Here is a 21,213-nt window from a genome sequence, read left to right on the forward strand (position 1 = left end):
GTTCAGTGCAGCTGGATCCGGTTGTGCTCCTCGGCGCCTGCCATGTGCCACGCGGTCGCGCGCGTGACCGCCGCGTTCCCCTCGACTCTCGCGCCGAGCGCATCGGTGCGGGTGGGGTAGACACGAGCCGTCAGGGCGATGCCATCGCAGAACACCTCGATCGAGGACCGATCGACGACGATGCGGAGACGCGAGGGGCGCTCGCAGTCGTCGGCGGTGCCCGGCTCCGGCACCGTGCCGGCGAGGCGCGAACGGTCCGCGGTCGTGTCGGCGGAAGACCGGGATCGGTCGAGGCTCAGGTGCAGCGCTCCGTCCCGGCGAGCGAGTTCGACGACACACGCCTCCTCGCCGTCCGGGGTGGCGAGAACGGTCACGGCGAGCCGGCGACCGTCCCCGACGAGCGCATCCACCTCGATGTCGAGGGTGTCGCCAGACCAGTCGCCGGCGAGCTCGTGCGTTCGCAGGGCGGCGAACTCCGGAACCGGCTCCTGCCGGACGACGCCCGCACGGTCGAGCCACAGGGTCCGGGGGAGGGCCATGGCCCCCGACCAGCCCGAGGCGATCATGGCCTCGTCGGTGCGCCCCTCCTGCATCCACGACCAAAGGATGCGTCGGCCCGCCTCGTCGCGGTACGTCTGCGGGGCGTAGGCGTGGCGCCTCCCGAGATCGAGCCGCTGGACACGGTCGATCTGGAACCGGTCACCCCGATAGCTCCCGAGGGCGATCAGCGGATGCAGGGTCGCGCCCTCGTGCCAGGCGGAGAAGATGAGCGCGTGCGGGTCGCCGCTCGCGGCGTCCGGCGCTGCCGTCCCCGCGGTTCCAGCTGAGTCGCCGGGGAGCAGCCGGAAGAAGTCGACGCACTCCCACATCGTTCCCGTCCAGTCCGGGTCGTCGAGAGCGATCTGGCCCGCGGGGAGCGACGCGAGCGGGCCGATGAGCCGCCACTCGCGGAGGTCCGTGGACTCGTAGAGGAATGCGCACCCACCGTCTCCGCGCACCCCCGAGCCGATGAGCTGGCGCCACACGTCGCCCTCGCGCCACACGCAGTGGTCGCGGTACGCCGTGAGGTCACCTTCTGGAGGGGTCGAGATGACCGGCTCAGGCAGCGGCGACCACTCCTCGAGATCCGCCGTGCCGACGGCGAGGCATGGCAGCTCGCGGAGCCCCTGGCGGCCCGAGTAGATCAGCGTGGGCGTGCCAGCGTCGTCGACGAGCACGCCGGACCAGCAGCCGTCGCCGTCGGCGCCCTCTCCGGGGCTGAGCGCGATCGGACGATCGCGCCAGTGCACGAGATCGTCGCTGACGGCGTGACCCCAGTGGATGCGGTTGTGCACCGGAGCTTCCGGGTTGTGCTGGTAGAAGAGGTGGTGGAGGCCGTCGATCTGCGCGACCCCGTTCGGGTCGTTGAGCCAGCCGGCCGGCGAGGTGAAGTGGAAGGCGGGGCGAAGCCGGTCCGATTGAGCCCTCACGAGCTGCTCGTCGGCGCGGACGGTGGTGTCGGTCATTCGTTCTCCTCGGGTGCGAGCACCCAGTGGTCGTTGTCGGCGTCGACGATGCGGCGCGAGAGCGCTGGCGCGGAGGTCCACGCGGCGATCTCCTCCCGCAGGCGGGCGCGAACGCCGACATCCGGCGCGGAGCTCCGATTGGGGTCGGGGACGGCGCCGACGAGCAGGCGCGTGTAGGGGTGGCTGGGGTTGGCGAGCAGCGTGGTCGACTCGCCGCCCTCGACGATCCGTCCGCGGTGCATGACCAGGATCCGATCGGCGAGGTACCTCGCCGAGGCGAGGTCGTGCGTGACGTAGAGCATGGCGATGCCGCGTTCGTCCCTGAGCCCGGCGAGCAGGTTCAGCACGCCGATGCGCACGGAGACGTCGAGCATCGACGTCGGTTCGTCGGCGAGGATGACATCGGGTTCCACGGCCAGCACGCGCGCGATGGCGATGCGCTGCCGTTGGCCGCCCGAGAGCTCGTGCGGGAATGCGCTCAGGACCTGGCGATCCAGGCCCACCGACTCGACGAGCTGGGCGCATCGTTCGTGCACGTCGCCCTGGCCCATGCCGTGCAGCTGGAAGGTCCGCTCGAGGACCGCCCCGACGCGGTGGGCCGGGTTGAGCGATCCGAAGGGGTCCTGGAACACCATCTGCACGCGGTTCCGGTATGCGCGGGAGGCTGAGCGGCGCTCGGAGCGCAGGACATCCACTCCGTCGAGCTCGACGGTTCCCGCCGTCGGCTGCTCGAGGCGCGCGACGCACCGCGCCAGCGTCGACTTGCCCGACCCGGACTCGCCGACGAGCGCGACGATCTCACCGCGGCCGATCGACAGGTCGACGTCGGACAGGGCATCTACCGCGCCGCGGCGGCCGAAGAGGCCGGCACCGGGGAACCGCTTGGAGAGGCCCCGCACGCGCAGGACGGGTTCGTGCTCGGTGACGACGCTCATCGCGTCTCCTCCTCAATCAGTGCGCCGCTCGGAGCGACGAGGTGGCCAGGGGCGACCTCGACGAGGTCGGGGACATCGGTGAAGCGCACACCCTCAGCCAGGCCGGAGAGCTTCGTCCTCGGTCCGCTGATCGGTGGGAACGCCCCGAGCAGCGCCCGGGTGTACGGATGACGCGCGCCGTCCCGGATGACCGCGGCGGGCGCGACCTCCACGATGCGGCCGGCGACCATGATGCCGATGCGATCGGACAGCTCGAGCATGAGCGACATGTCGTGGGTGATGAACAGCACGGCGAAGTCGAGCTCCTGCTGGAGGTCCCGGATCTGCTGCAGGATGTCCTGCTGCACCACGACATCGAGGGCCGTCGTGGGCTCATCGAGGATCAGCAGGCGGGGGCGGAGCGAGCAGGCCATCGCGATGACCACCCGCTGTCGCTGGCCACCGGAGAGCTGATGCGGGTACGAGCGGAGACGGTCCGCGCCCACCCGGACCATCTCGAGGAGCTCCCCTGCGCGGCGCCATGCGTCGCGCTTCGAGATGCGCTCGTGGGCCCGCAGCGTGTCGACGAGCTGGTCGCCGATGCGCATCACCGGGTTGAGCGAGCTCATCGCCGATTGGAAGACCATGGCCACCTCCCGCCAGCGCCAATCGCGAAGGCGCCCGGCGTCCATGCTCAGCACATCCTGGCCGTCGAAGAGGATGCTGCCGCCCGTGATCCGGGCCGGCTCCTTCAGCAGCCGCATGATGGCGTTCGCGCACGTCGACTTCCCGCAGCCGGACTCCCCGGCGAGGCCGAGGATCTCACCCTGCGCGATCGAGAAGGACACGCGGTCGGCGCCGCGGACGGACCGCTCGTCGCTGACGTAGTCGACCGTGAGGTCGCGGACTTCGAGGACGCTCATCGTGCCTGCTCCTTGCGGTCGACGGTCGTGGGTGCCGTTGCGGTCCGCGCGGTGCGCGGCCTCCGGAGCCGTGGGTTGGTGACCTCGTCGACCGCGTAGTTGCAGAGGGCGAGGGCGAAGGCGACGAGCGCGATCGCGAGACCGGAGGGGACGAAGATCCACCACTGGCCGATCATGAGCGCGCCGTCGCTCGACGCCCAGAACAGGTTTGTGCCCCACGAGAGGGTGTTCGGGTCGCCGAGCCCGAGGAACTCGAGGCCGGCCTGCGCTCCGATCGCTCCGATGATGCAGGCGAGGAGCGTGGTCATCACGATCGATGCCACGTTGGGCAGCATCTCCCGCAGGATGATCGACAGCGGTCGCTCTCCGGAGGTGATGGCGGCGCCGATGTAGTCCTTGCCGCGGATCGAGAGGCCCTGAGCGCGGAGCACTCGAGCGCTGCCAGCCCAGCCCGTGATGACGAGCACCGCGATGACGGTGCCGAGTCCCGGCGGGAGGAACGCGGCGAGCAGCACCAGCAGAGGGAGGCCGGGAATCAGGAGGAAGACGTTCGTCACCAGCGAGAGCGCATCGTCCACGCGCTTGCCGAAGAAGGCGCTCGTGAGCCCGACGACGATGCCGACGAGCGTCGAGAGCACACCCGCGACGAACCCGACGAGCAGGCTCGAGCGAGCTCCCCAGACGGTGAGCGCGAGCACATCCTGCCCCTTCGCGGTGGTGCCCAGCAGGTGATCCGCGCTAGGTGGCGTTGCTCCGCCCGACCCGATCCGAGACGGGTCACCTGGGAAGATCACGGGTGCGGTGAGCGCGAGCACCACGAACACCAGCAGGATGATGAGCCCGGATAGCGCCTTCTTGTTGCGCAGCAGGGCGCGGAGCAGGCGCGTCAGCTGACGTCCGCGCGAGCGGTTCTGCGCATCCGGCTCACGGGTGGCGATCGAGCTGGTGCTCGGCGGTTGGCTCGCGTCGCGGACGGCTGAGGCGTGCGCGAGCGACTCGGGGCTTTGGATCGACATGGGTACCTCTCAGCGCACGCGAACGCGCGGGTCGAGTCGGACGTAGATGAGGTCGACGAGGAAGTTCGCGAGGAGCACCGCGGCGGTGATCGTGAGGAACAGGCCCTGCATGAGCGGGTAGTCGAGGCCCTGGACGGCAGCGAGCAGCTGGTAGCCGACGCCCGGGTAGGCGAAGACGACCTCGGTGAGCAGAGCCCCGCCGACGATGAAGCCGAGGCTCATCCCGATGGAAGTGACGCTCGGGAGCAGCGCGTTCCTGGCCCCGTACCGGAGCATGACGCGCGACGAGCTGAGCCCCTTCGCTTCCGCCATGAGGATGTAGTCCTCCGAGTTCGTGGCGATCATCGTGTTGCGCATGCCGAGCATCCACCCGCCGATCGACACGAGCACGATGGAGAGCGCAGGCAGGACCAGGTGCGCCGCGACGTCGCTGATGAACACCGGATCCCACGACGGGGTGAGGCCGACGCTGAACGCGTGCCGCAGCGGGGCCCACCCGAGCATGACTCCGAAGACGTAGAGCGCGCCCATCGCGAGCCAGAAGTAGGGGAACGAGCCGATGAAGACCAGCAGGGGCGGGACGATCGAGTCGAGCACCCCACCGCGACGCCACGCGGCCAGGATGCCGAGGAGGTTGCCGATGATCACGGCGATGAACAGGGACGCGGCGCCGAGGAGCAGCGTCCACGGCAGCTGCTGGGCGATGACCTCCGTCACGGGGGTCGGGAACCTCGAGATGGAGACGCCGAAGTCGCCGGTGAGGATGCGCACCAGGTACTCGGGGTACTCCTGCCACCACGGGCCGCCGTTGACGCCGAGCATCTCGCGAAGGGAATCGACCTGCTCAGGGTCGAGCCGCTGCTGAGAACGCGAGAGCATGCGCGTCACGGGGTCTCCCGGCATGAGACGCGGGAGGAGAAAATTGAGGGTTATGGAGACCCAGAAGGCCAGCAGGTAGAACCCGAGCCTGCGCAGAATGAAGCTCACGACATCCTCCTCGATGGATGGAGCGGGTGGAGTTGATGGGATGGCGGCGCGGCCCCTTCAGGGCAGGCGGCGGCTGGGCCGCCGACCGGGGTATGGCCCGGCCGGCGGCGAGAGAAGGCGGCTGCTACTCGGCGGGTGTCAGCTTCGTGAGCACGAGCACGGTGGTGGAGGAACGGGTCGCGAGGGTCGCGTACGGGTCCTCCTCCGTCGGCCAGCCGACGAAGCGCTCGGTCGTGTACGCACCCCATTCAGGGCCCGAGAACAGGGGGACGACCGGGGTCTGCTCCGCGAAGAGCTGCTGCAGGCCCGAGGTCGCGGCTGCCTGCTGCTCCGGCTCGGACGCGCTGGCCAGCTCGGCGAGCAGCGCATCGGCGTCCGCACTGCCGAAGCGGTGGTAGTTGTCGAAGGTCTGCTCGCCGACGGGAACGACGGTCTCCGTCGACATCGTGTTGCGGTAGTACTGGTACGGAGTCGGCGCGGCGGCGCTCCAGACGATGCCGGTCTCGAAGTCGCCGGTCTCGTATCCGGCAACGACCGAGGCCCAGTCTGGCGAATCGACGGTCGCCTGGATGCCGAGCTCGCCCAGGTTCTGCGCGATGATGTTCGCGACCGAGAGCCAGTCGCTCGACGTCGAGCCGACCGAGATGGTGAAGGAGAACGGCTGGCCGTCCGGGGTGGTCCGCGTCCCGTCTGCGCCCTCCGGGTATCCAGCCGCGTCGAGGAGGTCTGCCGCCGCTGCGAGGTCGAGCGAGGCCCAGCCGCAGGAGCTCGCGACCGCCTCGTCGCGCCAGGTGTCATACGCGCCAGAGAGCCCGGTGCAGTCCGCCGCCTTCGTGTAGCCGGACATGCCGACGTCGACGATCTGCTCGCGGTCGAGTGCCATGGACAGCGCCTGCCTGACGCGGACGTCGGAGAACATCGGGAGCGTCGTGTTGAGCTGCCAGTTGATCATCGATCCCGTCGGCGGGAACCAGTAGTGCCGCTTCTCGGGGTCGCGGTCGACGAACGCGGTCTGGATGTTCGGAATGTACTGCGGGGCCCAATCGACATCGCCGTTGATGGCCGCCAGGTTGGCCCCGTCGTTTCCGGCGAACGCCAGCATCCGGATGCCGGGGATGTTCTGGGCGCCCTCCTGCCAGTAGTTCGGGTTCGGCAGGAGGTCGAACGACTGCGCCTGGAAGTTCGTGACCTCCGTGTAGGGGCCGGTGCCGACGGGCAGAGGGTTCTCGAAGTTGCCGGGATCTTCCTCGGCCGCCCAGATGTGCTCGGGGACGAGCGTCAGCTGGCCCAGCTCGTAGAGCGCCGGGCTGTACGGCTTCGAGAGCGTGAACTCGACCGTGTCCGCATCGACGGCCTTGGCGTCGGCGAGGTAGTCGAATCCGCCGAGCAGCTCGCGCTGCAGGTCGACGGTGAACACGACGTCGTCGGCGGTGAACGCCTCGCCGTCGGACCACAGCACGCCGTCGCGGAGGTCGAAGGTCTGCGTGAGGCCGTCACCGCTCGTCTCCCAGGACTCGGCGAGCCACGGCACGGTGTCCCCAGCGGCGGGGTTGTAGATGAGCATCGACTCGTAGATCGCCTGCTGCGTCATCGGGGCGGCGGTCGGCGAGAACGGGTTGAAGTTCTGGCTGAATGTCCCCATGTCCTCGCGAGGGATCGTCAGGAGTGCTTCACCGGCGCCTGACGCGGACGCAGTGCAGCCGGACATGGCGACCGCGGCAACGGCGCCCATGCCGACCACGGTGACGACGCGCTGTCTGATGGATAGGGTCATGGTGTCTCTTTCTTCGCGTGCGTAGGAGTTCGCAGGGCAGGGATTTGCTCGATCATCGGATTCGACCTCCGATGGACGAGCGCGAGCGCAGCGGGCAGGCGATCTCGATCTGTCGATCGGTGATCGTCTCGCCCGCTGCCAGCGAGGTGAGCATGGTCACCCCTGCCGCGCCCATCTCCTCGAAGGGAAGGGCGACGGTGGTCAGGCCGGGTCGCAGGTAGCCGGCCAGGATCTCTTGGTCGTCGAAGCCCACGACGGAGATGTCCTCGGGAATCCGGAGCCCGCGTTCCTTGATGGCGTCATAGGCGCCCATCGCGACGCGGTCGTTGCCGCAGAAGATCGCGGTCGGTCGCTCGGGCAGATCGAGGAGTCTGGTGGCCGCGGCGTAGCCACCATCCGCTGTCCCGTCGCTCGACTCGATGAGCTCGTCGCCGAGGGGGAGCCCCGCCAGGCGCATCTCGTCGCGGAGGCCCGCGAGGCGGCCGACCGTCGCCGCGATACCGGGGGAGAGCGTGATGTGGCCGATGCGCTCGTGTCCGGCGTCGAGGAGCGCGCGAGCGGCCGTGCGCCCGCCCTGGCGTTCATCGGGGACGATGCTCGGCACTCGGTTGTCGAGGTCGTAGCAGTTCACCAGCACGCAGGGCACGTCGTGCGCGTTGTCCGGCACGCGGATGCCGCGATGCCAGGTCGCGGCGATGATGATGCCCTCGACCCGCTGCTCGAGCAGCTTCTCGATCGCGAGCGACTCCATGGTCGGCTCCTCGTCGCTCGGAGCGATGAGGAGGAAGCTGCCGAGCTCCCACGCGGCGGCCTGGGCGCCCTTCACGATGTCGACGGCGAACGGGGCCGTCACGATCTCCGTGACGAGGCCGTACCATCCGGTGCGCTGGACGGCGAGTGCTCTGGCTGCCGCGTTCGGGCGGTACCCGAGCTCGGCTGCGGCATCGCGGATGCGGCGCCTGGTGCCCTCCGGGATGGCCGCGTCCGTTCCGTTCAGAGCGAAGGAGACTGCCGTTCGGCTGACGCCCGCGTGGCGTGCCACGTCGGCCATCGTGACTGCCTTCGCACGCACGGGACCCCCGTGTGCCGACGCATTCTGACCGCTCATTGGAATCCTGTCTTCGTTGACTAACTCGCGTTAATGCGAGCTATAGGAGCACAGTACGACACTGACTAACGCGCGTCAACTGGAGCGCTGGCCCTGTCCTCGCCGAGGCGTCGCATCGCAGCTTTCGCCCCATCTGCGACGCTGCCCGGCGTTTCGCCCGCCGAGAGTGGTCTCAGAGGGTGAAACGCCGGGCAGCGATTGCGGTGTCGGGGTTCTGCGGCGGCTAGGCGTCGCGGGAGTCGCCGCCGGAGACGGGGGACCCGCTCGAGGTCGCGTCGCTCGCGGCGCGGCCCGCGCTGGCGGCGCGGGGCACATCCGCAGCGTCGGCCGCCGTCTCGATGGGCTCGTCCTGCACCGTGGAGCGCTCGGACTTGCTGCGGTCGTTCCGCGTCTTGAGGAGGCTCGCGATCGTGGCGACCGCGATGGTCGCTCCGATGAACGTGAGCGAGAACCAGATCGGGATCTCCGGCACCCACAGCAGCGGCTCGCCGCCGTTGATGAACGGAACCTCGTTGACATGCAGGGCGTGGAAGACGAGCTTCACGGCGATGAAGCCGAGGATCACGGCGAGGCCCTGGCTGAGGTAGACGAGGCGCTCGAGCAGTCCGCCGATGAGGAAGAACAGCTGGCGCAGGCCCATGAGCGCGAAGGCGTTCGCGGTGAACACGATGTACGCCTCGTTGGTGAGCCCGTAGATCGCGGGGATCGAGTCGAGCGCGAAGACCAGGTCGATGAAGCCGATCGCGACGATCGTGAGGAGCATCGGGGTGACGAAGCGCTTGCCATCCTTCTTCACGGTCATCTTGTCGCCGTGGTACTCATCCGTGACGGGCAGGATGCGGCGTACGAAGCGCATGAAGGCGTTGTTCGAGGGGTCTCCGTGGTCGCCCTTGATCTGCTGGTAGGCGAGCACGAACAGCAGCGCGCCGAACAGGTAGAACACCCAGGAGAAGTTCTCGATGAGGGCGGCCCCCACTGCGATGAAGCCACCGCGCATGATGAGCGCGATGACGATGCCGATCATCAGCACCTTCTGCTGGTAGATCTTGGGCACCGCGAAGCCGGTCATGATGATGAGGAACAGGAAGAGGTTGTCGAGCGACAGCGCCTTCTCTGTCAGGTAGCCGGCAAAGTACTCGCCGCCGTAGCGCCAGTCGGTGACGAAGCCGATGCCGACGCCGAACAGCAGCGCGAGGCCGATGTAGAACGCCGACCAGCGAGCGGATTCGCGGATGGTCGGCTCGTGCGGCTTCCGCACGTGAGCGAAGAACTCGTAGACGAAGAATCCGATCGTCACCGCGATCGTGATGAGCCAGACAGAGGTCGTGACCTGCATGGGGGTACTCCAAAGGGGGATTGGTGTTCGACAACGACACCAAGGTCTCCTCCGCCCCGACCAGATCAGCGACGCTGACATGGTGGAACCGATGCCCCGGAACGTGGAATCACGCTCGTATTGACGGGCACACCGCAGACGGGAGTACTCCCCTTGCTTCGCAAGAGCTTAGGGGGATGCGCGGGCGGGAAGGCTGGGAGAACGCCCGCAAGCGGCTCAGCTGTCGCGAGGCGGCGCCGTGGAGAGTCGCGAGTTGAAGCTCGGGCTGAGCACGGTGCGGTGCACGGGGCGCGTCGGGTCGGCGATGCGCGCGAGCAGGGTCGTCACGGCGGCCCGCCCGAGCGACGACCGGGGCGGCGTGACCGCGGTCAGTGCCGGCGTGAAGAGGTCGGCGACCTCGTCGTCGTAGGCCACGACAGACAGGTCGTCCGGCACGCTGAGCCCACGAGCGAGAGCCACGTCGATGATCGCCATCGCCTCCCGGTCGGAGTGCACGAGCAGGGCGGTGACGCCGGCTTCGAGGACTGCGTCGAGCACCGCATCCACGGCCCCCGAGAAGCGAGGGTCGCGGCGGTCGGGCAGGATGCGCTCGACGTGCTCACCCGGCGTGAGGCCCAGCTCGCGGCAGGCGGCCGACCAGCCGGCGATGATCTTGCGCGACGTCGGCGAATTCCTCGAGATGAAGAGGCCCACCTTGCGGTGCCCGAGCTGCGCGAGGTGGCGGGCTGCGAGGACGGCGCCCAGGGCATGGTCGGTGGTGACCGACTCCGCGGGCGTTCGGTCGGGGCCGACGACGGCATCGCGCTCGGCGAGCACAAATGGCAGCCCGGACTCATGCAGCCACTCCATGACCTCGCGGGCATGGTCGGTGTCGGTGTTGGGGGCAACGACGAGGCCCGTGACACCCTCGTGCTCGACCATCCGCTCGAGCACGGGCCGCTCATCCTGCATCTCGTACGACGTTCCCCGCAGCAGCAGCTTCGCGCCCTGCTCGCGAGCCGCCTGCTCCATGCCGCGGATGACACGCGGCCAGTAGAAGTCGAGCGAGGGCACCAGCACGCCGATGGTCTGCTGCGCGCCGTTCGTCGCCTGGCGCGCCTGCAAGGCGGGCGCGCCGTCGGGCGGGAGCACAGCGCCGCCGTGCACGCGCACGAGGAGGCCGTCCGACTCGAGCTGCTGCAGGTCGCGGCGCAGCGTCACCGGGGTGACGTCGAGCTCGTCGGTCAGCTCGGCGACCCGCACCGCACCGGAGGCGAGCAGCCGTTCCAAGATGAGGTCGCGCCGTTCGGCGGCGAGCCGTGATCCCTGTTCCATCATTCTGCGTCCCCCACAGCGTTCGTGTCCCCGAAGGGCGGTGTCGAGTGCTCCTGGCGCACGGTGACGGTCATCGTTGACCGGTCGGCGACGTCGAGGTCGAGTCGCACGAGTCTAGGGCCCCACACGTCCGTCAGCATCGGGTCGTCGAGCTCGATCGGCGTGAGGGTGGCGGTCGCGGTGTCACTCCAGGTGACGTGGACCCGCGGGGCACCACCCAGAGGGGTGATGACGGCGCTGTCGTCACCCTGACTGTCAGGTGTGAGGGCAACGTCGCCGGCGAGCAGCATCCGCAGCTGCGTCGGGGCGGGTGCGGCAGAGGAGGATGTCGCGTCCGTCGCGTCGGCGTCTGATGCGGAGAGTTGTGGCGAGGTGCTGTTCAGCTCCTCGCGGACCGCGCTTGGCCACAACTCTGTGGAGCTCGCGGGGGCGGGGCCCTCGGTCGCGGGGGCGGCCGCTGCATCGGCGGGTGTCGACGCCCAGCGCCACGCGTCATGGACGCGCACCTCGGTGCGCTCGCGGTCGAGGAGCACCTCGCGGCGCCACGACTCGAGCCCTGCGACGTCGTAGGCGCCGGCCAGCTCGAGCTCGAGCGAGGGAGCGTTCCCTGTCTGCACGCCGACAACGTCGGCCGCGTACTCGCGCCCCGTCGGCTGCCCGCGCCCCGCGATGACCGGCACGTTGTGCCATTCGCTCTGCATGGGCCACAGCTCGTAGCGGCGGTTGCTGAAGGTGCGGGCGTCGTAGCTGGGGCGCCCGGCGTCGACGATGACCGGCACGCCGTCGGAGGCGACGAGGAACGTGCCGACGTCGTTGTGGTTGTGGTTCTCGTCGTTGTGGCCGCCCTTGACCGCGACCGACAAGCCCGAAGACGAGCCGTCGCGCTCGCGGGCGACGAGCATCTGCGTGGAGGGGAGCCAGGTGGATGCGGGGGCCGGGGGAGCGGGTGGGCTCAGCTGCAGCCAGGGCGCGTCGGTGAGTCCGCGGAGCACTCGCCCGAGTCCCTCGGCCTCGACGACCGCGGCCTCTGATGGGCGGCGGTGGGAGGCCGCGAACGCTTGCGCGTCGGCGTCACCAGCGCGAGCGGCCGCTCGGTGCAGGGAGTGCCACGGCTGGTCGCTGCTGGGCTTGGCCTGCCCGTCGGCGGCGTTCACGAACCAGCCGTCGCCGAGGTGCATGCGGTGCGGAAACGCGACGGTCTCGCGCAGCGAGCGGATGCTCGGAACGGGGTCGAAGGCGCCACCGGTCGCGAAGGTGAGCAGGTCGAGCGCTTCGAGGAGGCGGCAGGCGCCGTTCCACCAGTAGGCGTAGCCCTCGTCGATGGCCCCGTCTTCTGGCAGCACGGCGACGTAGCGATCGAGGCCTTCGACGACGAGCTCCAGGATGCGCGCGCGCTCCGCGGCCTCGCTCGGTGTGTCGAGCAGCCGGAGGGCGGCGACGAGCACGTTGCCGTGGATCCACGGGTTCCAGTTGTGCGCGTCCCCGTCGAGGCCGAGCCAGTGCCAGTCGCGGCGACGCACGAACGGCTCGAAGACGCGCACGCGGGCTTCGTGGCGGATGCGCGCCCGCGCACCCGGGTACTGGGCGTCGAGCTGGTCGCCGAGTAGCTGGTCGATCCAGGCGAGCTGCCCGATGACTTCGCCGGCGCCGAGGTCGAGGTACGGGTCGGTGACGGTTGCGAGCACTGAGCCGTGCCGGGCGAGCGTGTCGTCGTGGGCCGGCCAGCACCAGGAGCTCTGCTCGCAGAGCAGGATGACGCCGTCGACGACCTCGGCGAGCAGCGACGGGTGACCGGCGGCCGCCACCGCGGTGCGGGTCAGGCGTTCCTGCCGCGCGAAGGCGGGCGTCTCCCAGGCGATCCGGTTGCCGTCGCCGTGATACCTGGCGGCGTCGCTCGCGCGCGGTTGCGGCCATGGTGTGCCCTGTTCGGTGGTGGCGCGTTCGGTCATCTCCGCGAGGGTGCGCGCGTCGGCGATTCCGGCGGGCCAGTCGGATGCGGGTGGCACGGGGAGCGCGTGGTCGGGGTCGGCGATGACCTCGTCAAGGTTCCGGCCGCCGAGCTGCTCGTCGAGGGCGCGCGAGAGGGGTCCACGGAATGCGGTGCCGCTCTGCACGGGAATGTCCGTGGTGTCTGTCATCGTCGACCTACTTCTCGGGGGTGGTGCTCGCCGCTGCTGCGGTGGTGGTGTTGCCACTGAAATCGATCGTAAACGATCATGCACGATCATAACCGCATTGTTGTGATCGAGAATGATTGCTACTCTTTCGAAACGTCACCACCCCCGGGGGACGCCGCAGGCACCCCGGACGGCAATTCAAAGGAGAATCCGTGTCCACTGCATTCACGCCCGAAGCGCCCGCCGCTGCGCTTCCGTCAGCGTCGCAGCGAGCATGGACCCGCGACGACTGGACCGCCTACGCCGACCGCCTCCTCGCGGGCGCCATGGCCTGGTCCTCTCCGGGCAAGGGGCGCATCACCCCTCCCGGCGCGGAGGGTGGCTACGGTCACGACATCGACGGCCTCGAGGGCTTCGCCCGCACGTTCCTCCTCGCCGGCTTCCGCATCGCGGGTGAGCGCGGCCAGGGCGTCGACGAGCTCATCTCCTTCTTCTCCGAAGGCATCCGCACGGGCGTCGACCCGGATGCGGCCGACCGCTGGGTGCGCCTCGAGGAGCACCCGCAGGCGAAGGTGGAGGCGGCGTCGCTCGCCCTCATCCTCGACCTCACGCGCCCGTGGATCTGGGATGCGCTCGATGAGCTCACGCAGCAGCGCGTCATCGACTACTTCGCGCCGGCCGTCGGCGACGACACCTACCCGCGCACGAACTGGCTGTGGTTCCGCCTCGTCGTGCAGACCTTCCTGCGCTCCGTCGGCGGCCCCTGGTCGCCGGAGGACGTCACCGCCGACCTCGCCCTGCACGACTCGTTCGTGCGCGCCGACGGCTGGCTCTCCGACGGCGACGAGCGCTCCTACGACCACTATGTCGGCTGGGCGCTGCACATCTACCCCGTCCTCTGGTCGCGGATGCGCGGGGCCAGCGAGCTCGCGGGCGACCGCCTCGCCGGTGACGTCGCCGCCCTCGACCGCTTCCTGCAGGACGCCGTGCACCTCATCGGCGGAGACGGCTCCCCGCTCCTGCAGGGCCGCAGCCTCATCTACCGCTTCGCCGCCGCCGCTCCGTTCTGGGTCGGCGCGCTCGCGGAGGTTCCCTCGGTCTCGCTCGGCGCGCTCCGCCACGCGGCCGAGAAGGTCGTCTCCCATTTCGCCGAGCGCGGCGTGCCGGACGAGCGTGGCCTCCTCACGATGGGCTGGCTCGACGAGTGGCGCCAGCTCGCGCAGGCCTACTCCGGCCCCGCCTCCCCGTATTGGGCCTCGAAGGGGCTGCTCGGCATCCTCCTCCCGGCCGACCACCCCGTCTGGGTCGCCGAGGCCGAGCCGCTCCCCGTCGAGCAGGGCGACTTCGTGCGCACGATCGCGGCCCCGGGGTGGGTCGTCACCGGTACGAAGAGCGACGGCATCGTGCGCATCGCCAACCACGGCACCGACCACGCGAAGCCGAACACGCTGGTCGGCGACTCGCCCCTCTACGCCCGCATCGCCTACTCGAGCGCCACCAGCCCGCTGCTCGACGACGCGGCCTGGCACGAGCCGCTCGAGCAGTCGGTCGCGCTCGTCGAGAGCGCCACCACGGGCGAGAACGCCACCACGGGCACCGAAACCGCCACGCACCGCGCCGCGATGGAGCTCCTTGCCACGACCACCGACGGCGGCGCCGGCGTGGCCGCATCCACCTGGCTCGCCCACACGCTGGTCCCGAGCGCGAAGCAGCAGCGCCACGGCTCTGGCCTCGACGGCGAAGCGACGGTCGTCGCGCGCCTCACGGTCGTCTCGGTCGTGCGCGGCGCCGAAGAGGTGCGCCTCGCCCGCGTCACCGACCTCGCCGAAGGCGTCAACGAGAGCGACTGGATGCTCCGCTGGGGCGGCTGGCCCGTCACGAGCCGACAGGATGCGCAGATCACGAGCGCACTCCGCGGCCTGACGGCGGGCACGACGGCACGCACCGTGACGCGCACGGACGCGAGCCCGCTCGGCGCATCCACCGCGGTGCCGGTGCTCGACGCCCCCGTCGAGGTCGGCACCTGGGCCGCCGCCCACCTCACCCTCGCGGGCGCAGACCACACCCCAAGCACCACCACCGGCGTCGAGCTCACCGATGAGCTCGCCGCCATCACCTGGTCGGACGGGGCGCACAGCACCGTCGACCTCACCAACTACCGCCTCTCGTAGCCCGGGCGTCGGTTTTCAGGGATCCGAAGCGGGTCTCGTTCATTGCAGCAAAGGAGCAGCACCATGAAGAAGCGCACCATGATCGCCACTGCGGGCCTCGCCGCCGCCGCACTGGCCCTCACCGGATGCAGCGGTGGCGGGAGCGTCGACCCAGACGGTCCCATCACGCTGTCGGTGTCGGGCTGGAGCGTCGCATCCACCCCCGAGTTCCAGCTGCTGGCGGACGGCTTCACGGAGAAGTACCCAGACGTGACCGTCGAGGTCGTCGACTACGACCCCGCCGAGTACAACACGCTCATCACGGCCGACCTCGCGGCCGGTTCGGGCCCCGACATCATCACGCAGAAGGAGACGAAGTTCGTCACCACCTTCCAGGAAGGCGGACAGCTGCTCGACGTGTCCGACATCGAGCTGCCCGAGGGCATCAGCGGCGCCGCGTCGTACGAGATCGACGGCACCACGTGGGCGACCCCGTACCGCCAGGACTCGTGGGTGCTCTACTACAACAAGGCCCTCTTCGACCAGGCAGGCGTCGCCTACCCGGACGGCAGCTGGACCTGGGACGACTACGTCGAGAACGCCGACCTCCTGACGCAGAACCTCACCGCAGCGGGCTCGACCGCCAAGGGCGCGCACCAGCACAGCTGGCAGTCGACCGTCCAGGGCTTCGCCAACGCGCAGGCTGACGGCGACATCTTCAGCGGAGAGTACGACTACTTCGAGAAGTACTACGACAACTCGCTCAAGCTGCAGGACGACGGCGCGCAGGCCTCCTTCAACACGGTCACGGCCAACAAGCTCACCTACCAGGGCGAGTTCGGCAAGCAGAAGGCCGCGATGATCCCCATGGGCTCGTGGTTCGTGGCGACGCTCATCTCGCAGCAGGCGGCCGGCGAGGCCGACGACTTCGAGTGGGGCATCGCACCGGTGCCGCAGATGGATGCCTCCACCGCCGGTCTCGAGAACACCCCCGTCACGTTCGGTGACCCTGCCGGCTTCGGCATCAACGCCAACATCGACGAGGGCAAGACGCAGGCCGCCAAGGACTTCCTCGCCTACGCAGCAAGCGAAGAGGCGGCGACGAAGCTCGCCGGCATCGGCATCACCCCGGCGCTCCTGAGCGACCCGGTCGTCGAGGCGTACTTCGGCGTCGAGGGCGCCCCGCAGGACGAGCTCTCCGCGTTCGCCGTGCAGACGCACGAGACGCTCCCCGAGAGCCCGACCAACTCGAAGACCGCCGCCGTCCAGAACATCCTGAACGACATGCACTCCTCGATCCTCTCCGGCTCCAAGTCGGTCAAGGACTCCATCACGGAGGCCGAGACCCGAGTCGCCAACGAAGTCGGCCTCGACTAACCCCTCTCGTCGGTCGGCCGGTGCTCTCTCACCGGCCGACCGGCACCTCTCTCCAGGAGAATCATGACCACCACAACGGAATCGGCGCAGCCGAAGGCCGCGCCTGAGGGCCTGTCGCCCGAGGCGCGCAAGCTGCGCAACCGCTCACGGCTCAAGCGCTCGCTTGTCGGCTGGAGCTTCATCCTGCCGAACTTCCTCGGCTTCGCGACGCTGACGCTCGTGCCCGTCATCGTGCTGTTCTACATGTCTCTCACGAACTGGAACATCTTCGGCACCTCGACGTTCGTCGGCTTCGACAACTTCACCCGCCTCCTGGGCGACGGCAGCTTCCAGGTCGCGTTCGGCAACACCATCTACTACTCGGTGCTGCACATCCCGCTCACGATCGTCGTGTCGCTCGGGCTCGCGCTGCTGCTCAACAACAAGCTCCGCGGCGTCGCGTTCTTCCGCACGGCCGCGTTCTTCCCCTACATCACGTCGATCGTCGCGATCGCGCTCGTCTGGAACCTGCTCTTCAGCCCGGACTTCGGCCCCATCAACGAGGGCCTGCGCCTCATCGGCATCGACAACCCGCCAGGCTGGCTCACCTCCACGGAGTGGGCGATGCCCGCGGTGGTCATCATCAGCACGTGGCGCGACATGGGCTACTACATGGTGCTCTTCCTCGCCGCGCTGCAGACGGTGCCGCCCGAGCTGCACGAGGCCGCCCGCGTCGACGGCGCGAACGCGTGGCAGCGCTTCTGGAACGTGACGCTGCCTTGCCTGCGCCCGACGATGTTCTTCGTCACCGTCATGCTGACGATCAACTCGCTGAAGATCTTCGACCTCATCCTCGTGCTCACCGAGGGCGGGCCGGGCCAGTCGACGACCGTCATCTCCCAGTTCATCTACCGCAAGGGCTTCGAGGAGAACGAGTTCGGATACGCGTCAGCGGCCTCCGTCGTGCTGTTCCTGCTCTGCATCGTCGTCACGATCATCCAGTTCATGTGGAACAAGCGGAAGGACAGCTGATGTCCCAGACCATGGCAGTCGTCCTCCCCGAGGAGACCACGACCCCCCTCTCGACCGACCACGTCGAGCCCGCGAAGCCCGCTGGCAAGAAGGAGCACAAGCTCGCTCGCGCGCTCCTCTACGTCATCCTCATCGTCGCCGCGGCCGCGATGCTCACGCCGTTCTTCTGGATGATCATGAGCTCCCTCAAGGAGGCCAACGCGGTCTTCTCGGTGCCGGTGCAGTGGATCCCCGAGGTCTTCGTCTGGCAGAACTACGTCGACATCTGGACCAAGTCGGACATCATGACCTGGATCGGCAACACGCTCATCCTCTCGGTCACCGTCACGGCCCTGCAGGTGCTCACGGGCTCGTTCGCCGCCTACGGCTTCTCGCGCGTCAAGTTCCCCGGCCGCGACGTGCTCTTCCTCCTCTACGTCGGAACGATCGCCGTGCCGTGGCAGTCGTACATGATCCCGCAGTTCATCCTGCTGTCGAACGCGAACCTCTCGAACACCCTCTGGGCGATCATCCTGCTGCAGGCGTTCGGCGCCTTCGGTGTGTTCCTCATGAAGCAGTTCTACGAGACCATCCCCATGGAGCTCTCCGAGGCGGCCCGCCTCGACGGGCTCAGCGAGTACGGCATCTGGCGGCGCATCATGCTGCCGCTGTCGGTCCCGGCCATCGCGAGCCTCTCGCTGCTGACGTTCGTCAACACCTGGAACGACTACCTCGGACCGCTCATCTACCTGCGCGACCCGAGCCTCTGGACCATGCAGCTGGGCCTCAAGAACTTCGTCTCGAGCCTCTACGACGTCGACTACGGCGTGCTCTTCGCGGGCCTCACCATCTCGGTGCTGCCCATCGCGATCGTGTTCCTCCTCGGCCAGCGGTACTTCGTCGAGGGCATCGCGACCAGCGGAATGAAGGGCTAGGCCATGAAGCGCATCTCGCACGGCGTCTACGCGACGGCGTTCAACGTCACCTACCTGGCACTCGCCGTCAACCTGATGCTCGCGGTCATGAGCCTGCCGTTCCTCGTGCTGCTCGTGACCACCGACCCGTCGCTGTCGTGGCCGCTGCTCGCGGCGAGCGCGGCGCTCACGGGGCCGGGCATCGCGGGTGCGTTCGCGACCTTCCGTGCGCACGCGGAGGGGGACACGGATGTGATCCGCGCGTTCATCAGCGGGGTGCGCCGCACCTGGAAGCGGGCGCTCGTGATCTCGGCGGTCACGTCCGCCGTGGTCACGGTCGCGCTCGTGGATGTGTTCGTGCTCGTGCCGACGGGCATCGGCGTCCTCCTCGTGCCGCTGCTCGTCGTCGTCGCGATCCTGACGCTCGCGACCGCAGCCGTGACGCTCGTGGCCATCACGCAGGCCGAGGACACGCGCCTGCTCGTGCTGGCGCGCGCATCCCTCATCCTCGCCGTGCGCCGCTGGCCGCTGACCTTCGCCTCGTTCGCGATCGTCGGGGTCCAGGCCGCCGTGCTCACGGCGGCCCCGGCCATCGCCATCGGCATCACCACCGCCGCCTGCCTCTACGTCGTCTGGGCTGGCGGACGCTACACCCTGCAGCAGGCACCCGCGCGCGTCGCGGCCTGACTGACCTCTCGAACTCTCACGAAGGAACACCCATGACTTTCGCGCCCGCATCCACGACCGTGGAGAACGCGCTGGCAGCGGCCACCGACACCGTCCGACGCAATATCGAAGCGTTCGGCGCCGCCTACCCGGACGACACGACCAGCGACAACAGGTACCTGCTTCGCCCCGCCACCGACACCTTCGCGGCAGGCGCCAACCGTGGCTGGACCACCAGCTTCTGGCCGGGCATGATGTGGCTCGCCGGCGACGTCACGGGCGACGCGGTCTTCCACGAGGCCGCGCTGGCGCACGCCGCCGACTTCGAGCGCCGCCTCTACGGTGACGAGGACCTGGAGACGCACGACCTCGGCTTCCTCTACTCGCTCTCCGTCGTCACGGCGTGGAAGCAGACCGGCGACGAGCGCTGGCGCACGGCAGGCATCAAGGCCGGCGAGCGCCTCATGACGCGCTTCCTCGAGCCGGCCGGCATCCTGCAGGCCTGGGGCGACCTCAGCGACCCCGCGCAGCGCGGCCGCGCCATCATCGACAGCCTCATGAACATGCCCCTGCTCAGCTGGGTGGGCGAGCAGACGGGCGACCCCCGGTATGCGGATGCGGTGCGCCGGCACACGGAGCAGCTGCGCACGCAGATCTTCCGTGCCGACGACTCGACCTTCCACACCTTCTACTGGGATGCGGAGACCGGCGAGCCCCTGCGCGGCGGCACCGAGCAGGGCGCGTTCGACGAGTCCTGCTGGGCGCGCGGCGAGGCCTGGGGCATCTACGGCTTCGCGCTCAACTCGCAGACGGTCGGCGACCCGCGGCAGCTCGAGGCTGCCTGGCGGTGCGCCGACTACTATCTGGCGCACCTGCCGAGCGACGGCATCCCGTACTGGGACCTCGTGTACACCGAGGGCAGCGATGCGCCCCGCGACAGCTCGGCCGCCGCGATCGCCGCATGCGGGTTCTTCGAGCTCGCCGCCGTCGAGCCCGACCCCGAGCGCTCGGCCCGGGCGCTGCAGGCGGCGCACGCGCAGATCGACGCGCTCATCGCCGAGGCCACCCCGCAGCCGCCCGAATCGTCGGACGCGCTCCTCCTGCACGGTGTCTACGACCTGCCGAAGCTCGTCGGCGTCGACGAGGGCACCCTCTGGGGCGACTACTTCTACCTCGAGGCGCTGACCCGCGCCTCCCGCCCCGACTGGAAGCGCTACTGGTGAGCGGCGTCATGGGCGAAGGAGTCTGCGCATGAGGATCGTCAACTGGGACCGCGCTGGTGTCAGCGTGCCCGCAGCGCTCGTCGACTCGGGCGAGGGCGACCTGCTGGTCGACCTGTCGGGCGTCGCCGCCTCGACGCTCGAGCTGCTCACCGATGAGGGTGCGCTGGCGGATGCACGTGCCGTGGTCGACGCGGCGGACCCAGCCAGCCTCCCCGCTCGCGACGGCGAGCGCCTGCTGGCGCCGATCACACCCCGCGTGCTGCTGTGCATCGGCTACAACTACCGCGGCCACGTGGTCGCAGGCGGAGAAGGACAGCCCGACCCGGAGCATCCGGACGTGTTCGTGAAGACCGCCAACACGACGTTGGGGCCGGACGACGCCGTGGTCCTGCCGCCGCAGAGCGACGACGTCGACTACGAGGGCGAGATCGGGGTCGTCATCGGGCGCACGGCGCACGCCGTCTCCGCGGAGGACGCCCTCGACCACATCGCTGCCTACACGCTGGTCAACGACGTGTCTGCCCGCGACTGGCAGAACCGCACGAGCCAGTGGACGCTCGGCAAGTGCTTCGACGGCTTCGCCCCTCTCGGGCCAGCCATCGTGACGGCCGACGAGATCGCGGACCCCGCGAACCTGCTCGTCGAGGTCGTCCGCGACGGGAAGACGACCGTCTCGCAGAGCACGTCGACGCTCATCTTCCCGTTCGCGGAGATCGTCTCCTACGTGTCGCAGTCCATCACCCTCCAGCCGGGCGACGTCATCGCGACGGGGTCACCGCAGAAGCTCGAGGGTGCGTTGCGCGAGCACCGCCCGCTCGTCGACGGCGACTCGGTGCTCATCCGCGTGGCCGGCATCGGCGAGCTGACGACGCGCTTCCGCACGGCGGACTGAGCGCCCC

At 69.3% G+C, this 21,213-nt stretch carries 17 protein-coding genes; 7 read left to right on the top strand and 10 right to left on the bottom strand.

Features of this window, described 5'->3' with window-relative positions:
• Positions 1-2 precede the first annotated feature (2 nt).
• The 10 genes from HDC34_RS05035 to HDC34_RS05080 all read right to left on the bottom strand — a co-directional run bounded on the left by HDC34_RS05035 (position 3) and on the right by HDC34_RS05080 (position 13,015).
• Positions 3-1,505 (bottom strand): glycoside hydrolase family 32 protein, encoded by a 1,503-nt coding sequence (locus tag HDC34_RS05035; protein ID WP_179556104.1) that lies wholly within the window; start codon positions 1,503-1,505, stop codon positions 3-5.
• Entirely contained in the window at positions 1,502-2,440 is a 939-nt protein-coding gene (locus tag HDC34_RS05040; RefSeq protein ID WP_179556105.1) for an ABC transporter ATP-binding protein, read from the bottom strand. Before HDC34_RS05040 ends, HDC34_RS05035 begins: the two co-directional genes overlap by 4 nt.
• Positions 2,437-3,342, bottom strand: coding sequence for an ABC transporter ATP-binding protein (locus HDC34_RS05045; RefSeq protein ID WP_104298238.1), 906 nt, complete (start codon positions 3,340-3,342; stop codon positions 2,437-2,439). Before HDC34_RS05045 ends, HDC34_RS05040 begins: the two co-directional genes overlap by 4 nt.
• Entirely contained in the window at positions 3,339-4,358 is a 1,020-nt protein-coding gene (locus HDC34_RS05050; protein WP_104240329.1) for an ABC transporter permease, read from the bottom strand. The genes HDC34_RS05045 and HDC34_RS05050 overlap by 4 nt, the downstream gene beginning before the upstream one ends.
• A gap of 9 nt (positions 4,359-4,367) precedes the next feature.
• The gene (locus HDC34_RS05055) at positions 4,368-5,345 is read right to left on the bottom strand and encodes an ABC transporter permease (RefSeq protein ID WP_179556106.1); all 978 of its coding nucleotides are present in this window, start codon (positions 5,343-5,345) and stop codon (positions 4,368-4,370) included.
• 124 nt (positions 5,346-5,469) lie between these two features.
• Positions 5,470-7,119, bottom strand: a complete 1,650-nt coding sequence (locus HDC34_RS05060) for an ABC transporter substrate-binding protein (protein ID WP_104240331.1) — start codon at positions 7,117-7,119, stop codon at positions 5,470-5,472.
• Between the two features lie 52 nt (positions 7,120-7,171).
• A complete protein-coding gene (locus tag HDC34_RS05065; protein ID WP_104240332.1) occupies positions 7,172-8,227 on the bottom strand; it encodes a LacI family DNA-binding transcriptional regulator in 1,056 nt (351 codons plus the stop codon).
• A gap of 223 nt (positions 8,228-8,450) precedes the next feature.
• Positions 8,451-9,563 carry a TerC family protein gene (locus HDC34_RS05070; protein ID WP_179556107.1) on the bottom strand — a complete coding sequence of 371 codons (1,113 nt, stop codon included), beginning with the start codon at positions 9,561-9,563 and terminating at the stop codon, positions 8,451-8,453.
• A 216-nt stretch (positions 9,564-9,779) separates the two neighbouring features.
• Entirely contained in the window at positions 9,780-10,880 is a 1,101-nt protein-coding gene (locus HDC34_RS05075) for a substrate-binding domain-containing protein (protein ID WP_179556108.1), read from the bottom strand.
• The gene (locus tag HDC34_RS05080) at positions 10,877-13,015 is read right to left on the bottom strand and encodes a heparinase II/III family protein (protein WP_218854894.1); all 2,139 of its coding nucleotides are present in this window, start codon (positions 13,013-13,015) and stop codon (positions 10,877-10,879) included. Before HDC34_RS05080 ends, HDC34_RS05075 begins: the two co-directional genes overlap by 4 nt.
• Positions 13,016-13,206: 191 nt before the next feature.
• Here HDC34_RS05080 and HDC34_RS05085 point away from each other — a divergent pair, with 191 nt between their 5' ends.
• From HDC34_RS05085 to HDC34_RS05115, 7 genes are all read left to right on the top strand, one after another.
• Entirely contained in the window at positions 13,207-15,165 is a 1,959-nt protein-coding gene (locus tag HDC34_RS05085) for a DUF2264 domain-containing protein (protein ID WP_179556109.1), read from the top strand.
• 63 nt (positions 15,166-15,228) lie between these two features.
• Positions 15,229-16,521 carry an ABC transporter substrate-binding protein gene (locus HDC34_RS05090; protein WP_104310554.1) on the top strand — a complete coding sequence of 431 codons (1,293 nt, stop codon included), beginning with the start codon at positions 15,229-15,231 and terminating at the stop codon, positions 16,519-16,521.
• 63 nt (positions 16,522-16,584) lie between these two features.
• Positions 16,585-17,532 (top strand): carbohydrate ABC transporter permease, encoded by a 948-nt coding sequence (locus tag HDC34_RS05095; RefSeq protein ID WP_179556110.1) that lies wholly within the window; start codon positions 16,585-16,587, stop codon positions 17,530-17,532.
• On the top strand, positions 17,532-18,446 hold the full coding sequence (locus HDC34_RS05100) for a carbohydrate ABC transporter permease (RefSeq protein ID WP_218854897.1): 915 nt from the start codon (positions 17,532-17,534) through the stop codon (positions 18,444-18,446). The genes HDC34_RS05095 and HDC34_RS05100 overlap by 1 nt, the downstream gene beginning before the upstream one ends.
• 3 nt (positions 18,447-18,449) lie before the next feature.
• Positions 18,450-19,112, top strand: coding sequence for a ferredoxin-NADPH reductase (locus HDC34_RS05105; RefSeq protein ID WP_179556111.1), 663 nt, complete (start codon positions 18,450-18,452; stop codon positions 19,110-19,112).
• 32 nt (positions 19,113-19,144) lie between these two features.
• The gene (locus HDC34_RS05110) at positions 19,145-20,314 is read left to right on the top strand and encodes a glycoside hydrolase family 88 protein (RefSeq protein WP_179556112.1); all 1,170 of its coding nucleotides are present in this window, start codon (positions 19,145-19,147) and stop codon (positions 20,312-20,314) included.
• A 28-nt stretch (positions 20,315-20,342) separates the two neighbouring features.
• Entirely contained in the window at positions 20,343-21,206 is an 864-nt protein-coding gene (locus HDC34_RS05115) for a fumarylacetoacetate hydrolase family protein (protein WP_179556113.1), read from the top strand.
• Positions 21,207-21,213: the final 7 nt, after the last annotated feature.

Source organism: Pseudoclavibacter sp. JAI123 (assembly GCF_013409665.1).
Taxonomy (GTDB): domain Bacteria; phylum Actinomycetota; class Actinomycetes; order Actinomycetales; family Microbacteriaceae; genus Pseudoclavibacter.